Source organism: Falsiruegeria litorea R37 (assembly GCF_900172225.1).
GTDB lineage: Bacteria > Pseudomonadota > Alphaproteobacteria > Rhodobacterales > Rhodobacteraceae > Falsiruegeria > Falsiruegeria litorea.
This window is the reverse complement of record NZ_FWFO01000001.1, coordinates 144,854-158,769: the sequence shown is the minus strand read 5'-3', so window position 1 is coordinate 158,769 and position 13,916 is coordinate 144,854. Positions and strand designations below refer to the sequence as shown.

The 13,916-nt window shown below is 58.1% G+C and carries 16 protein-coding genes and 1 tRNA gene; 8 read left to right on the top strand and 9 right to left on the bottom strand.

Annotated features, from left to right (window positions below; translation table 11 throughout):
* Window positions 1-42 precede the first annotated feature (42 nt).
* From TRL7639_RS00760 to TRL7639_RS00745, 4 genes are all read left to right on the top strand, one after another.
* Window positions 43-870: a hypothetical protein gene (locus tag TRL7639_RS00760; protein WP_085793911.1), complete on the top strand. Its 828-nt coding sequence runs from the start codon at window positions 43-45 to the stop codon at window positions 868-870.
* On the top strand, window positions 870-1,475 hold the full coding sequence (gene leuD / locus TRL7639_RS00755) for a 3-isopropylmalate dehydratase small subunit (protein ID WP_085793910.1): 606 nt from the start codon (window positions 870-872) through the stop codon (window positions 1,473-1,475). Before TRL7639_RS00760 ends, leuD begins: the two co-directional genes overlap by 1 nt.
* A gap of 332 nt (window positions 1,476-1,807) precedes the next feature.
* The gene (locus tag TRL7639_RS00750; RefSeq protein WP_085793909.1) at window positions 1,808-2,641 is read left to right on the top strand and encodes a hypothetical protein; all 834 of its coding nucleotides are present in this window, start codon (window positions 1,808-1,810) and stop codon (window positions 2,639-2,641) included.
* Window positions 2,638-3,711 (top strand): endonuclease/exonuclease/phosphatase family protein, encoded by a 1,074-nt coding sequence (locus TRL7639_RS00745; RefSeq protein ID WP_085793908.1) that lies wholly within the window; start codon window positions 2,638-2,640, stop codon window positions 3,709-3,711. The genes TRL7639_RS00750 and TRL7639_RS00745 overlap by 4 nt, the downstream gene beginning before the upstream one ends.
* Here the strand turns inward: TRL7639_RS00745 and TRL7639_RS00740 are convergent.
* Window positions 3,658-4,566 (bottom strand): Rossmann-fold NAD(P)-binding domain-containing protein, encoded by a 909-nt coding sequence (locus TRL7639_RS00740; protein WP_085793907.1) that lies wholly within the window; start codon window positions 4,564-4,566, stop codon window positions 3,658-3,660. The genes TRL7639_RS00745 and TRL7639_RS00740 overlap by 54 nt on opposite strands.
* Before the next feature lie 88 nt (window positions 4,567-4,654).
* On the opposite strand from TRL7639_RS00740, the gene TRL7639_RS00735 reads away from it, so the two are divergent.
* On the top strand, window positions 4,655-5,566 hold the full coding sequence (locus TRL7639_RS00735; RefSeq protein WP_085793906.1) for a LysR family transcriptional regulator: 912 nt from the start codon (window positions 4,655-4,657) through the stop codon (window positions 5,564-5,566).
* Here TRL7639_RS00735 and TRL7639_RS00730 read toward each other — a convergent pair.
* Window positions 5,542-6,075, bottom strand: coding sequence for a redoxin domain-containing protein (locus tag TRL7639_RS00730; RefSeq protein ID WP_085796191.1), 534 nt, complete (start codon window positions 6,073-6,075; stop codon window positions 5,542-5,544). The two genes, TRL7639_RS00735 and TRL7639_RS00730, sit on opposite strands and share 25 nt — an antisense overlap.
* A 93-nt stretch (window positions 6,076-6,168) precedes the next feature.
* On the opposite strand from TRL7639_RS00730, the gene leuB reads away from it, so the two are divergent.
* Window positions 6,169-7,272 carry a 3-isopropylmalate dehydrogenase gene (gene leuB / locus TRL7639_RS00725; RefSeq protein WP_085793905.1) on the top strand — a complete coding sequence of 368 codons (1,104 nt, stop codon included), beginning with the start codon at window positions 6,169-6,171 and terminating at the stop codon, window positions 7,270-7,272.
* A gap of 7 nt (window positions 7,273-7,279) precedes the next feature.
* Here leuB and TRL7639_RS00720 read toward each other — a convergent pair whose 3' ends face one another.
* Window positions 7,280-8,872 carry a Na/Pi cotransporter family protein gene (locus TRL7639_RS00720; protein ID WP_085793904.1) on the bottom strand — a complete coding sequence of 531 codons (1,593 nt, stop codon included), beginning with the start codon at window positions 8,870-8,872 and terminating at the stop codon, window positions 7,280-7,282.
* A gap of 127 nt (window positions 8,873-8,999) precedes the next feature.
* Here TRL7639_RS00720 and TRL7639_RS00715 point away from each other — a divergent pair.
* Window positions 9,000-9,076: transfer RNA gene (locus tag TRL7639_RS00715), tRNA-Pro, on the top strand.
* A gap of 69 nt (window positions 9,077-9,145) precedes the next feature.
* Here TRL7639_RS00715 and TRL7639_RS23245 read toward each other — a convergent pair.
* The 6 genes from TRL7639_RS23245 to TRL7639_RS00690 all read right to left on the bottom strand — a co-directional run bounded on the left by TRL7639_RS23245 (window position 9,146) and on the right by TRL7639_RS00690 (window position 13,357).
* Window positions 9,146-9,331, bottom strand: a complete 186-nt coding sequence (locus TRL7639_RS23245) for a tyrosine-type recombinase/integrase (protein WP_235820223.1) — start codon at window positions 9,329-9,331, stop codon at window positions 9,146-9,148.
* A 64-nt stretch (window positions 9,332-9,395) separates the two neighbouring features.
* Window positions 9,396-10,106 carry a tyrosine-type recombinase/integrase gene (locus TRL7639_RS00705; protein ID WP_085793903.1) on the bottom strand — a complete coding sequence of 237 codons (711 nt, stop codon included), beginning with the start codon at window positions 10,104-10,106 and terminating at the stop codon, window positions 9,396-9,398.
* Window positions 10,106-10,342, bottom strand: coding sequence for a hypothetical protein (locus TRL7639_RS22945; protein ID WP_165759714.1), 237 nt, complete (start codon window positions 10,340-10,342; stop codon window positions 10,106-10,108). The genes TRL7639_RS00705 and TRL7639_RS22945 overlap by 1 nt, the downstream gene beginning before the upstream one ends.
* Before the next feature lie 160 nt (window positions 10,343-10,502).
* Window positions 10,503-12,521: a head maturation protease, ClpP-related gene (locus TRL7639_RS00700; protein ID WP_085793902.1), complete on the bottom strand. Its 2,019-nt coding sequence runs from the start codon at window positions 12,519-12,521 to the stop codon at window positions 10,503-10,505.
* Window positions 12,487-13,095 carry a hypothetical protein gene (locus tag TRL7639_RS00695; protein WP_133057584.1) on the bottom strand — a complete coding sequence of 203 codons (609 nt, stop codon included), beginning with the start codon at window positions 13,093-13,095 and terminating at the stop codon, window positions 12,487-12,489. Before TRL7639_RS00695 ends, TRL7639_RS00700 begins: the two co-directional genes overlap by 35 nt.
* A gap of 64 nt (window positions 13,096-13,159) precedes the next feature.
* Window positions 13,160-13,357 (bottom strand): hypothetical protein, encoded by a 198-nt coding sequence (locus tag TRL7639_RS00690; protein WP_085793900.1) that lies wholly within the window; start codon window positions 13,355-13,357, stop codon window positions 13,160-13,162.
* Between the two features lie 113 nt (window positions 13,358-13,470).
* Between TRL7639_RS00690 and TRL7639_RS00685 the strand changes: the two genes are divergently transcribed.
* Window positions 13,471-13,722 carry a helix-turn-helix domain-containing protein gene (locus TRL7639_RS00685; protein WP_085793899.1) on the top strand — a complete coding sequence of 84 codons (252 nt, stop codon included), beginning with the start codon at window positions 13,471-13,473 and terminating at the stop codon, window positions 13,720-13,722.
* Window positions 13,723-13,916: the final 194 nt, after the last annotated feature.

Genomic DNA, 13,916 nt, shown 5'->3' with positions numbered 1-13,916 from the left:
CGGACAGACCCATGAGGCCGACGAGACGCAAAAAGGTAGTGAATGTCATTCAGTACGCCCTTGCCGCCCGTCGCCAGCCTGTGGGTTGGAGGTGAGCTGAACTGGCTGCACAAACTGTGCCTGGCCAGCTATGCCTATCGTGGGCATGAGGTCGTGCTGTTTTTCATGGCAGACACGGCCCCATCCGTTCCACCCGGGGTCCGCACGGCACCGATCACCGACATCTGGGACCCGGCCCCGGCCGGTCACGCAGATGCGCCTGCTTCGATGCTGTCGGACCTGTTTCGGCTTCACTTGCTGAAAAAGACGGACATGGTCTGGATCGACACTGACATGTTGGCCGTGCGCCCCATGCCGACTGCCGACTACCATTTCGGGTTTGAACCGACAGGTTCGATCAACGGAGCTGTTTTACGTCTTCCAAAGGCATCCAAAGCGCTGAACAAGCTGCTCGAATGGTTTGATGACCCAGAGTGGATTACGCCTTGGCTCGGCGAAAAAGACCAGGCTGAGATCGCAAAGGCTCCACCAGGCAAGCGATTGCTGCGGGCCTTCGAACTTAGACGCCCTGCGGTTGGCCCACGGGCCCTTGCTTACACACTTCGCAAATGCGGCGAGCTCAAACACGCTCAAAAGCCAGATGTCTTCTACCCGTTGCGCGGCGTCATGACCGACGTTCTGTTCAGCGGACACTGTCACCAGGACAACTGGCTGACCGAAAACACTTTGGCGGTGCATCTCTATGACTCGATGGTCCGCCTCTATCACAAACGACACAGACCTCAAAAACACAGCTTCATCGCCCGTACGGCACATCAGATCGGCTTTGATCTGAGCGGGCTGAAGCACCAGAAGCAAGGAAACCTCTAATGGAAAAGTTTGAAAAACTTCACGGCATCGCGGCTCCCATGCCCCTCGTCAACATCGACACTGACATGATCATCCCCAAGGTGTTTCTGAAGTCGATCCAGCGCACCGGCTTTGGTGTGAACCTGTTTGACGAGATGCGTTATAACCGCGACGGCACCGAAATCGCCGATTTCGTGCTGAACAAGCCGCAATACCGCAGCGCCGAGATTCTGGTGGCGGGCGACAATTTTGGCTGCGGTTCGTCGCGCGAACACGCGCCTTGGGCGATTGCCGATTTCGGCATCAAATGTGTGATCTCGACCAGCTTTGCCGACATCTTCTTCAACAACTGCTTCAAGAACGGCATCCTGCCCATCGTCCTGCCCCAGGAACAGGTCGACGTTCTGATGGCGGATGCCGAAAAGGGTGAAAACGCGCGTATGACCATCGATCTGGAAGCGCAGGAAATCACCACCTCGGATGGTCAGGTGTTCTCCTTTGACGTGGACGCGTTCAAAAAGCACTGCCTGCTCGAAGGTCTCGATGACATCGGCCTGACCATGGAGAAAGCCAGCTCGATCGACACCTTCGAAGCACAGGCCGCACAAGCCCGTCCCTGGGTTTGATTCAGGTCTCAAATCAAGATCAATGATTCCAATCACTTGGGCCGCATTTCGATGCGGCCCATTTGCGTTTTGCGGTCCCCGCCACAAATTCCACAACATTTAGTGCCTGCCGGGTGCTTTGCCCCATTTCTGCACCACCAATGATGCAAAGACGCACCAGTCTTGCCATCTTTTCGCCTGAAATCAGGTATTTCGTGGGTCGGTGACTTGAGCGGGTGACCAAATGGCGGCACAAATGGGGCCAAAATGAGGCACAGACCCTTCGGGGTTTGATCAAGTTGGAACAAAGGCTCGGCAACGCATCGGCCTGTCCAGTTTGAAGGGATCGGACAGTGATTGCACGCATCACGGGCGCGGCTTTGCGCGGGATATTGGTGGCCTTGATGGTGGTCACGCCCGCGTTGTATTTGCCGGGCTATACAACGAATTCTCCTGAGATCGTGGTTCTGCTCGCGATCCTTGCATTCGTGCTGACTTTTGCCGAGTACAACTCGACCTTTCCCAGCTTTATCGAATTCCGCGATGCCCCGCCCCTGAACCGCTTGCGGTTCATCGCGCTGATGTCGATGGTGGTCTTGCTGACACTGATCTGCAAACACAAATACGCCCCCACCAATGTCACCACGCTGTTTGCCGGGATGGGCGTTTTGATCGCGCATCTGGTTGATTTCCCGTTCTCACCTGTTCGCCTGGTTGTTCTGATGCTGCCAGACCATGCGACTTTGAACACCGTCAATTCAGTACGCATTGCGGCGGGCGTGTCTTACGTTGTGGCGCTTGCCACTGTTGCTGCATTCTATATCGCCATCCGGGTACGTGGCTGGCCGATTGGAAACGGCGCGTTCAATGTTTGGATCAATCTGCCGCTGTTTGACCCAACCACTGGCGGTGACGTGGTCTCGCGCCTGCAACGCGATGGTCGGATCAACGTGGTCCTGGGCGTGTTGCTACCGTTCTTCATCCCCGCGCTGGTCAAGGCGACGTCCGATTTGGTCAACCCGATTATGCTCGACAACCCGCAAACGCTGATTTGGACAATGAGCGCATGGGCTTTCCTGCCCGCCTCGATGATCATGCGTGGCATGGCGATGCTGCGCGTTTCGGACCTGATCGAAGAAAAGCGCCGTCGCGCCTATGCCAACGCCGAGGCCGTGCAAACCGCATGAGGTGGCTGCTGCTTGTGCTGGCCCTGTTGCCGAGCATAGCCACAGCCGAGCCCCTGCGTATAGCAAGTTTCAACACAGAACTGTCTCGCGATGGCCCCGGCCTGCTGCTACGCGATCTGCAAAAGGGCAAGGACAAACAGATTGCCGATGTTGTAGCGGTCATAGGCGAAACCTCACCCGATATTCTGGCCCTACAGGGCGTGGATTGGGATCATGACGGGCTGACGCTGGATGCTCTGGCCAGTGCCTTGGCCGACGCCAGCTCCCCCTACCCCCACCGGCTGGCCTTGAAACCCAACAGCGGGATGATGACTGATCTGGATCTGGACGGAGACGGTCGCCTGGGCGGACCGGGGGACGCCCAAGGGTATGGCAAATTCACAGGTCAAAACGGCATGGTCATCCTGTCGCGCTATCCCATTGACCACGCCGAAGTGCAGGATTTCTCGACACTTCTGTGGAAAGACCTCCCTGGCGCGCGTCTGCCCCAACGCAATAGCGCCCCCTTCCCGTCCCAAGCTGCGCAAGACATACAACGCCTGTCCTCTGCCGGGCATTGGGTCGTGCCGATTGAAACCCCTGTGGGTCGCATTCACCTGCTGACATCCCAGGCCGGACCGCCCGTGTTCGACGGGCCTGAGGATCGCAACGGGCTGCGCAACCGGGACGAAAACCGCTTTTGGACGCTGCTTCTGGACGGCACACTTGGCCTTGCCCCGCAAAACCGCTTCGTTCTGCTGGGCGGCACCAATCTGGACCCTTGGGACAGTGACGGCTATGGCGAGGTGGTGCAGGGCCTGCTTGACGACCCGCGCCTGCAAGACCCCGCCCCCACCAGCGACGGGGCGGCAGAGGCACCCGACCAAGGGCACCGCAGCCCCAATGCCACTGACACGGTTGAGTGGGAGGGCGTCGGCAGGTTGCGGGTCGATTACGTCCTGCCGTCCCGCGATTGGACCGTTCAGGCCTCGGGTGTCTATTGGCCGGCCAAAGGCGAGCCAGACCATGAGACAGCTCTAGGTGCCAGCCGCCATCGCTTGGTTTGGGTTGACCTGACCGCCAAGGAGTGAAGCCGGAATGGCCGATGCCAATGCTTGCTCCACCGGCGTCTCTTGAAACTCCGGCAACAACTCGTGAAACCGCGTCCCATCCAGACTGTGAGCGGTGCGCCACAAATAGCTCATCTCGGCCAAGCACCGCGCCATCGGCCAGACCGGCTGCAACATCTTGATCGGCAACCAGTTCATTCGCTTGATCGCCACATCACGACCCAGGAGGACGCCCAGATGCTGCGCCAGTTCCAAGCCGCTTGCGGTGTAACCCGGAAACGGCACATCGCAGAACCGGGGCAGGTCATGCCGCATCTCGGCAAGTTGCACCGCGGCGCGACACAGGTCCGGCAGATAGACCCAGCTGTGATCAATATTGGGATCGCCCGGATAGACGAACCGCCCGCTAGACAGCTTCTTGGCCATGATCATGTCGAACCAATTGCCCGAGGCTTGGGTGTCGATGAAGTCCCCCGCCCGCAAGATGATCGTCCGCACGCCGGACTCGGCATAGGCGCGCTCCATCTCAACCCGAATGCGCCCCAGCGGGTTCTGCGCCTGGTGCGGTGTGGCCTCAGACCAAGGCGCGGGTGTGTCGGCGCCAAAGACATAGATGTTGCCCGGAACAAACACGGTGGCATTGCTCAGTCGCGCCGCCTCGATCACTTGCGCATGCAGCCGGGGTACCTGCTTGGCCCAATCGGGATAGGCCGGGTTCCAGCCATTCACGATCACATCGACACCTTGAGCAGCCAGGTTCAGACTGTCGCGTTTGCGATCAAAGGTTTTGACGGTCCACCCGGCGGTCCAAAATTGCTCGGCAGCATTGCGGCCAAATCGGCCTGTAGCGCCCAGAATAAGTGCGGTTCTGGTCATGGAAATCCTCCTTAGCTTGGCACAAGGGTATCCATTCACTTGGGCAGTATGAATTGCCCTAGAATGCAGATCGTGTATTCACTCGTGAATGGACGATACACTCACCTCAACCGACTGGACCCTGATCCAAAGCTTCGTCGCCGTTGCCGAACACGGCTCTCTCTCTGGTGCGGCCCGCGCATTGGGCCGCAGCCAACCCACTTTGGGGCGGCAAATTCAGGCGCTTGAGACGTCGCTTGGCGTATCCCTCTTCGACCGCCACGCCCGCGGGCTGAGCTTGAGCGACACCGGCAGCCGCCTGCTCCCACTGGCGCAACAGATGCACGAGGCCATGCAGGCGTTGACCCTGACGGCAGCCGGACAGTCCAAGGACTTGAGCGGCACAGTGCGCCTGACCGCCTCTGTCTTCATGTCCCATCATGTGTTGCCTGACATACTGGCCAGGATCCGGCAAACGGAACCGCAGATCCAACTGGAACTGGTCCCAACAGATGCCACCGAAAACCTGCTCTACCGCGAGGCCGACATTGCCATCCGCATGTACCGCCCCAGGCAGCTCGACATCATGGCGCAACGCGTAGGCAGCATCGAACTCGGCGCCTATGCCGCGCACAGCTATCTTGACCGCAAAGGGCACCCAGAAAAGATCGAGGATTTGTTTGACCACGACATTGTTGGCTATGACGCCAACGATCTGATCATCCAGACAATGCAAGAAATGGGTTATTCGGTGAGCCGCTCGCAATTCCCGGTGCGCTGCGACAACCAAAGCGCCTATTGGCAGCTGGTGCGCGCGGGCTGTGGCATCGGGTTCTGCCAGACATCCGTGGCCGACGCAGACACGACAGTTGCAAAGCTTGACCTGGACCTGAACATTCCCCCGCTCGAGGTCTGGCTTGCCGCGCCCCAAGCGATGCACCAGACCCCGCGCATTCGCAGGGTCTGGGATTTGTTGGTGACAGAGCTATTGGCCGTTCAGGACGGCAAGTCCCCGGTGTAAGCGCCACGCGGCGGATAGTTGTTTTCCAACGCCCATTTGATGCCACCCAGCATGTCCGCCGTTGAAGGCCGCGCAAACGGCGTCGTCTGCTGCCAGCCGAAATACAGCGTCCGGTCTGGTGCGATGTAGAAATGCCCCGGCTCTGCAAACAGGTCTGCCTCGGCCGAATCCGGGCGCTTGGACGAAATCCACAGCCCCCAATCCTCATGCGCGGCTTTGAGCGACAGCTCATACCCCACGCGCAGCTTCGACGTACCCGCCTTTTCAACCGTCTGCTCGGCACGATCCTTGGTGTCGGTGCTGATCATCACCACCTCGATCCCCTGCGCCGCAAAGTCATCCAGCGCCGCCTCGACCTCGGCCATCTGGCGAATGCAGATCGGGCAATGCAGGCCCCGGTACACGATCACCACGGTCCCATTTTCCCCGTGATTCTTATCCAGATCAAAGGTCCCTTGACCCAAAGTTTCAATTGTTAGCGCAGGAACCTGTTTTCCCGGTGTCAGCATCATCAATTTCCCTTGTTTTTGCCGGGATCGTCACATTGACCCCTCTGGCTGCACACGCTAGGCCCATTGCGACAGAACGCAAGGAGAGCCCCGATGTCCAACCCCTCGCTCCTCATCCTTCCCGGTGATGGAATTGGCCCTGAAGTCATGGCCGAAGTGCGCAAAATCATCACTTGGTTCGGCGACAACCGTGGTCTTCAATTTGACGTGAGCGAGGACCTGGTCGGCGGTGCAGCCTATGACGCGCATGGTGCCCCCCTCTCGGACGAAACGATGGCCAAGGCGCAAGAGGCCGACGCCGTCCTGCTGGGTGCCGTGGGTGGCCCCAAATATGACGATCTGGATTTTTCGCTGAAGCCCGAACGTGGCCTGCTGCGCCTGCGCAAGGAAATGGACCTCTATTCGAACCTGCGCCCGGCGCAGTGCTTTGATGCGCTGGCCGACTTCTCGTCATTGAAAAAGGACATCGTCGCCGGTCTGGACATCATGATCGTGCGCGAGCTGACCTCGGGCGTCTACTTTGGCGAGCCGCGCGGCATCTTTGAAGAAGGCAACGAGCGCGTGGGCATCAACACCCAGCGTTACACCGAGTCCGAAATCGAACGTGCGGCCCGCTCGGCGTTTGAACTGGCGATGCGCCGGGGCAAAAAAGTCTGCTCGATGGAGAAGGCCAATGTAATGGAATCCGGCATCCTGTGGCGCGAAGTTGTGACCCGCGTGCATGCCGATTATCCCGAAGTGGAACTCAGCCACATGTACGCCGACAACGGTGCCATGCAGCTGGTCCGCGCGCCCAAACAGTTCGACGTCATCCTGACCGACAACCTGTTCGGCGACATCCTGTCCGACTGCGCCGCCATGCTTACCGGCTCGCTCGGCATGCTGCCGTCCGCCAGCTTGGGTGCACCCATGGCCAATGGCCGCCCCAAGGCGCTGTACGAACCCGTACACGGCTCGGCACCCGACATCGCGGGCGAAGGCAAGGCGAACCCGATCGCCTGTATCCTCAGCTTTGCCATGGCGTTGCGCTATTCGTTTGATAATGGCGCCGAGGCGGACCGCCTTGAAGCTGCCATCGAAAAAGTTCTAGCCGATGGCGCCCGCACCGGCGACCTGCTGGGCGAAGAGGGCGTGACCCCGCTCTCGACCTCGGAAATGGGCGACACCATCGTCGCTGCTCTGAACGACAGCCTGTAATCCAGGTTTAGCCCGCGTCGGATACTTCTGGCGCGGGCAGCTCCTCGATCGCGACCATGTGGTGATGCGAGACGCGTTCAACATGATGGAGCGCCCGCTGCAACCAACGCAAGGCGTCGGTATGCGCAAACACCTGATCAAGTGAATACAGCCCCGCGTGCTCGCTCAACATCATCGCCCGGCGATGACGCTTGCGACGCTGTTCGACCAGATGCCCCAATCGCTCGACCCGTAACACGTTGCGCGAGGTGCCCAGATTGTCCGCCGACCGGCGCAGCAACGCGCCCGCGGCCAAAGCCGGACGTCGCAAGATCGGATCGCCCAACAAATCAGCAATGCGTTCTGTCTGCGCACTGCGCTCTAACAGCCGCGACAGGTGATCCAACTGGTGCAACATCGCGGCATAGGCCAGTTCGTCCTCAGCGTTGTCCTCGGCCAAGCGGACGTCTGACAGAAATTCTTGCAGCTCGGCCAAGCCGTCCCGGCACGACTGCAACGCGGCGAGCGGGCGATAATCCTGCTCAGGTGCCATCGCAGCCCCCAAGGCGCGAAATTGACGCTCAGCGATCAAAGCCATCGCACTGCGTGCGGCCAACAAGGCAGACCGCCCATCGCTAAGCAGCCCTCGGTCCAGTTCAAACAGCCGCTCGGGGTGTCTTTCCGGCAAAACCTGCGCGATGAAGGCTGCGAACCGTGGCGTAATCGGCAGAAACAGCCCCGCCCCGACCAGATTGAACCCGGTGTGAAACACCAAAAGCGCGGTCATCTCATCGGTGCGGATCGCCAATTCCTCTAACCCGCCCTTCACCAATAACAACAGCGGAAAGGCCACGGCCGAAGTCACGATGTTGAAGATAAGATTGGCCAGTGCAGTCTGCCGCATGGACGTCGACCCACCCAGGGCCGCCAGCAAAGCGGTAAAGGTCGTGCCAATGTTCATACCAATGACAATCGTCGCCGCCTGCACCAATGTGATCGCCTGCGCCGACAGCATCACCAGCGCCAAGGCCATCGCCGCACTCGACGATTGCATCAGAATGGTGACCACCGCGCCAATCCCGGCCAAGGCCAGCAAGCCGCCCAGGCTCGCGCCAGGCAGCATATCCGGGGTCAAATGCTCGGTCAGGTCACCCATACCCGTCTGCATCAGGTCGATCCCGATCAGCACCAAACACAAGCCCGACGCAACGCGCCCCACCCGCGCCAAGGCACCGCGCCCCAACAGATCGACCAGCGCGGCGGGAAACAGAACGGCCATTGCTATGGTTCCCAATTGCAGCTTCAGCCCTAGCAACGACACCAACCAGCCCGTTGCCGTCGTCCCGATATTGGCGCCATAGATCACGCCCAAAGCCTGCGCCATACTCAGCAGCCCAGCCCCAACAAACCCGACGATCATGACGGTTGTGGCGCTCGATGACTGCACGATGGCTGTCATCAGCGCGCCTGTGCAAACCCCGCGAAACGGAGTCGTCGTGAACCGCGTCAGAACCTCACGCAGGTTGCTTCCGGCGGCAGATTTCAAGGCGGCGGTCATGATCTCCATGCCGACCAGAAACATGCCGATGCCACCAACCAGAAAATAGAGGTTCCCGCTCATGTCCGCTCCCCGTTTTGCCTTACGTTTACAATCAAGCCACCCATGCACAAGAGGCGCGAATTTCGCCAGCGTCTTAACGAATCCCCTTGCGCAAGCCAAACTGCGAGTATAGATCACGCGCCACGGTCGGAGTGTAGCTCAGCCTGGTAGAGCACTGTCTTCGGGAGGCAGGGGTCGGAGGTTCGAATCCTCTCACTCCGACCAATAAATTAAGGCGCCCAAGGGCGCCTTTTTGTGTTTAAGACAGTGCTCCGAGGTTCATTGAACCTGAGCCTAGTCAAACTCCAACGCGCTAGCGACCTTGCGGAGGTGTTCCGGACTGTAGCGCGCATAGACGGACGCCGTGATCCGCGGATCCGAATGGCCGAGAAACTGGGCGATCTCCTCTATGGCTATGCCTGCCTCGGCCATGTGAACAGCGGCCGTGTGCCGTAGCACGTGAGGCGAGACATCTAGCAATCCAGCATCGACTGCGGCCGCCTTGAAGCCCTTCTTGATGGACTTTACCGGGCCGCCTGCCCATTCAATGACGTAGTTCGTTCTTGATTAGCTTTTCAAAGCCGTGATCGGCCAGCCGATCACCCTTGAGGTTCTGCCACCCGAGCTTGACGACATCAGACCGTGCGCAGGCGGTGTACAGCATCAGCGTGACCGCTGTATGCGCCACAGAGCCCGCCTTGTGATACTCAAAGAACTTTTGCAGCTCATCCTCTGTCCAAGTGTGGAACCCTTGCTTGTTGGTCCGCATTTTCTTGATCCCAGCCGTTGGATTGGATGTTCGCCACCCGATCTCAACAGCGTGGTTCAAGAGCATCTTGAGCATCCGCAGGCGATTGTTGCGCGCGGATGGCCGATCTGTCAGCGGTTCCAGCAACTTGATCACATGTTGCCGCTTCATTTGCTTCACAAGCCTATGGCCATGATCCTCTCGCAATCGCTCGATTTCCCGCCGATAGGTTGATTTGGTGCTGTCTTTCAGCGACACAAATTCAGGGCTTTTGTAGTACGAAACGGCAAGCGCATTGACGGTGCCTCGTTTGGTGCCCTGTCCGCCAATCTCTTGCGACTTGTAGCCGCTCAGGGCCCTCTCATAATTTCGACGGAACTCATTCGAGCCATACTCGCCGTGAATTTCAGTCGAGAAACCCTTTTTGCGAAACCGGTAGCGGCGCTTTTGGTGGCGATCAAAGTATGCGGTAATGCCCGGAAACTCGCGTTTGATCCGACGAGACATCAGAGATCGCCCCAAGTGTCTTCCTCATCCTGTGAGGGCAGTGCGGCCGCGCAGGTGTAAAGCTCAGTCACCAACCAGAGGCGACGAGAACCCACACAACGCGGTTTCGGCATTGCACCGGTTTCGACAAGCTCAGAAAACTTGCCGGGCGACAGGTTGAGCATGGCGGCGGCGCTGGACTTGCTGACGCAAATCGCGGGAATACTGGATTGAATTGGGTTACTGGACAACTTCATTCCCCGGTGGATATGCCCCGGCGAGGAAAAGGAAAAAACCTCACCGGGGCCGTCAAGGATGCTGGCATGTCGACAGCCAGACATCCCGCTACATGTGGCATCAGGCACAACCAAACCTCGCCACACGTTTGATAAGGGCGCAGCTCACAGCGCCCTTTGCTTATGCGGATGGGCTCATGTACCAGCCGCGATGATCGGTGAAGCCCGCGCCGAAATCCATGCGGACTTTGTATTCGATGCCATCCACCTCGAAGCCCTCGCGCGTAAAAAGCTGAGGCCCAGCCACACCGTCAAGGTAGGCGTGCTGCAAACCATCGGGAGCACCGGGGGCCGCGCACACATACCATGCGCTTGCGCTGGTCAGGCGGGGCTCTACGAGCAGTTTCAGCTTGCCAGCGAACGGGTTAGCATTTACCACCTCGCTTGCCGCGATTTCGGTTAGGACTTGCTCAGCGAGCGTTTCCAGCTCAGGCGGCACCACAAGGAATGTCGGGACCACATTGATTGCCTCACCCGCAATGCCGGTCTGGCGGCGCATTGCGACCCGAGCGGTGCCAAGGCTAGCGACTGACAGGGTTGCCGACGCTTGCGCAAGGTTCCCGTGATCCGCATGGAACAGGGTTTTGCCATCCGAAAGCTTAGGCCCGAGCCCCGCGTTTTCTTCCAGCAGCCCGGCGAACAGTTTGGCCTCAGTATTGGCCGCACCTTGGCCCAGCAGCGGGAACATGTTCGAAAACACGTCGAGATCATCATTCACGATGGCTTGGCGCGTGATCCCGAAAATTTTGCCATAGGTTTTCACCGCAAAGGTTTCGTCGCCTTCCTCAATCGTCCCGGCCTTGAATTCGCCTTGCTCATTCACTTCCTCAAGATCAGGGCCAGCGGAAACTTTGACGGAATGCAGCGCCCGAAAATTGGACGCGGCGATTTCGCGGCTGGTCTGTTTGATGGCCGATTGCGAAGCCTCATAAGCGCTCGACAAGGACATGTTGCCCACATCCCGCAGGATGTTGGGGAAGTCGCTGGTTCCATGCAGCGCCATCTCCACCCGTGAGGCGACAGAGGCCATAGCGGTGCTTTTGCCGTTTTGCTGCAAACAGATGTCAGCGATCTCCGACAGCGATGCGCCCGCAAACTCACGGCCCATTGTCGGCTCATGCGCCCGGTTCACGCGCGAGTAGATGCCATCGGCAACCTTGCGGGCGAAGCCATCACCGCTATCCCAAGAGTGGCCGACTGAATTTCGGCCATAATAAGATTCATCAGACGTGCGGCGCGTGACAGGGGCGGACTGCGCTGCAAGTTCGCTCAGTACAAATGTTTGGGCGGCTTCGAAAGTTACGCCCTCATTGATCCACCCCTCTAGCCGGGATTGCGCATCTACACGCTGTGCAAGCGGCTGCATTGCCAAGTTTGTAAGCGCTGTTACACGTTTGAGTTCTTTGCGGGGGTCGCTACGGTCCGCTGCGCCCATTACCGGCGAAAGGCTGGGGGGCGTTGCCGTGGTTTCGGGGGTTTCAGTTTGAACTGTCGATTGGTTTGCCATTATTTTTGCCTTTGAAAAGTCGTTGATCCAATGGTTTTGAACTGACATTTGGATCAGGTTTGAAGGGGAGTGTGCATAGGCCCGGTAATCAAATTCCGCCGGGCTCGTTTGTTCGCCATCGGGCAACGCAACGTTTGCGAAGCCTGCCGCGACCGCCTCTTCCGGCGTGAACCAGCTCTCAGCAGTCATGATTTGGCGGATTTCGCTGATCGGCTTGCCTGACCGTTGTGCATAGATTTGCGCTACCGCGTCAGAAATCTTGTCCAGACTATCCGCAACCCGCCGGTGCTCCCCACTGGTGCCGCGATAGCTAGTAATGTCCTGTGAGGGATCGTGGATCATTAGAACCGATCCGGCGGACATTTCGATCCGGTCGCCAGCCATCATGATCACCGAAGCCGCACTTGCGGCGATGCCCTGAACGATGATCGTCTTATGGCCGGGATAATCAGAAAGAACCGAGTGGATAGCAGTTCCGTCAAAGGCAATGCCGCCGCCAGAGTTCAAACGGATGCGGATAGGGCCTGAAAGCAATGCGAGAGCGTCGGATACAGTTTCAGCGTCAAAGTCGATGCCGACGACGCCATTTAGGGCTAGTTCATGCATCGTGCTTCTCAGCAAAGTCGAGAACATCGGAAACCTGCGATTGTTTCCCCGCCTCAATCACTCCACGCAATACGCTAGTGACATTGAACAGGATCGCACGAACTTGGTGTTCTTTCCGATCTTCAATTCTCTCGGCACATTCAACAAGCGATCCAGCGAAGTGTTCCGAGCCATACCAGAGCTCACCTTGATGCATAGTCGCATCAACTGTTGTCACGTGCCAAGTGTCATTTGATTGAGCCAGAATTCCGGCCAAGCCACCATCATACTTCGCGCACGCGTTAAGGATGCTATTTTGAGCAATCGCTGACGCGGCCATAGGTGGCAAGCCATCATACCGTTTGCTGATTTCAGGCTCTTTGGCCTTGTCGGGAGATTTGTACTCCGACAAATTCACCATCACTTGAAGCCTCAGAGCGTCTTCAAGCGTGTAGTCCGTCCAACGCGAATGAAGCTTTTCACCGGGCGGAACGGAAAACTGTTCTCGATCCATAAAAGGAAGTTGATCTCGCCGCTTGTAGTTTTTGAACTGTGCTGCATCCAAGCGCACGCAGCTCAAAAGTTCATTTAGTCTCATGGGTTTTTCCTCAAAAAGTGTCACTTGACACTCTTTAGATAGGGCTTGATCAAAAAGGTGTCAAGTGACGCCTTTCCGTTTTCAGAGATTAGTTTGGGACGATACCCACGACACCAGTGACTTCATCGGCCAAAATGACAATCTCTCTTGCGGCCCGTTGAAGTGCCGCTCGCCCTTCAAACGTTACCTCGCCCTCAGGGGCGTACAGGGCCAACTCCACAAGGTTGGCGAGGGTTTTGAGGCGTTCCGCAGAAGAGGCAAATTCAAGCTCAGGATGATAGGTCATAGCGAAGTTCCTTGGTTTGTTGTTTGTTGTCGCGAACCTTAAAAGGTGATACCTTTGGGTCACACTGACAGGATTAGATCAAAATGATCTAAGATCAATAGGAAAAGATCAAAGTGAGCGAAAAATATCATCCGACAGGCAGGCAGATCGCTGCAGCACGAACTCTAATTGGCATGTCGCAGCCGGATTTAGCGGATGCGGCAAACATCTCGGTGCCGACACTTCGCCGGATGGAAGCTAGCCCCGGTGAAGCAACAGGGCTGGCGAATAACGTGGCAGCGGTTCAAGCGGCGCTTGTGGCGGCGGGCATTGAATTCATTCATCCAAACGGCGGAGGTGCTGGCATTCGCCTCACTGGCGCATAGTCGCGGTGCATTGGCCGCCTAGCGGCGGCAAACTCTTTCGATGAAGGGGGAAGAATTGCTTCGGGCGCACTCGGACCACGGCATGAATGCAGGATTTTTAGCGGCTGTTGATCCCAAGTTGGGACTAGCGGTGCCGATTTGGGACTAGGCTGGGACTAGCGAAATCAAGGGCTTCTTGGAGAAAACTTGTAATA

Excerpts from the sequence above, each read along its gene's own strand:
- TRL7639_RS00720 (WP_085793904.1), bottom strand. The coding sequence starts at position 8,872 with ATGAGCGGGAACCTCTATTTTCTGGTTGGTGGCATCGGCATGTTTCTG.
- TRL7639_RS00745 (WP_085793908.1), top strand. The coding sequence starts at position 2,638 with ATGAGGTGGCTGCTGCTTGTGCTGGCCCTGTTGCCGAGCATAGCCACA.
- TRL7639_RS00740 (WP_085793907.1), bottom strand. The coding sequence starts at position 4,566 with ATGACCAGAACCGCACTTATTCTGGGCGCTACAGGCCGATTTGGCCGC.
- leuB (WP_085793905.1), top strand. The coding sequence starts at position 6,169 with ATGTCCAACCCCTCGCTCCTCATCCTTCCCGGTGATGGAATTGGCCCT.
- TRL7639_RS00700 (WP_085793902.1), bottom strand. The coding sequence starts at position 12,521 with ATGTTCTCGACTTTGCTGAGAAGCACGATGCATGAACTAGCCCTAAAT.
- TRL7639_RS22945 (WP_165759714.1), bottom strand. The coding sequence starts at position 10,342 with ATGAAGTTGTCCAGTAACCCAATTCAATCCAGTATTCCCGCGATTTGC.
- TRL7639_RS00735 (WP_085793906.1), top strand. The coding sequence starts at position 4,655 with ATGGACGATACACTCACCTCAACCGACTGGACCCTGATCCAAAGCTTC.
- TRL7639_RS00705 (WP_085793903.1), bottom strand. The coding sequence starts at position 10,106 with ATGTCTCGTCGGATCAAACGCGAGTTTCCGGGCATTACCGCATACTTT.
- TRL7639_RS00730 (WP_085796191.1), bottom strand. The coding sequence starts at position 6,075 with ATGCTGACACCGGGAAAACAGGTTCCTGCGCTAACAATTGAAACTTTG.
- TRL7639_RS00690 (WP_085793900.1), bottom strand. The coding sequence starts at position 13,357 with ATGACCTATCATCCTGAGCTTGAATTTGCCTCTTCTGCGGAACGCCTC.
- leuD (WP_085793910.1), top strand. The coding sequence starts at position 870 with ATGGAAAAGTTTGAAAAACTTCACGGCATCGCGGCTCCCATGCCCCTC.
- TRL7639_RS00760 (WP_085793911.1), top strand. The coding sequence starts at position 43 with ATGTCATTCAGTACGCCCTTGCCGCCCGTCGCCAGCCTGTGGGTTGGA.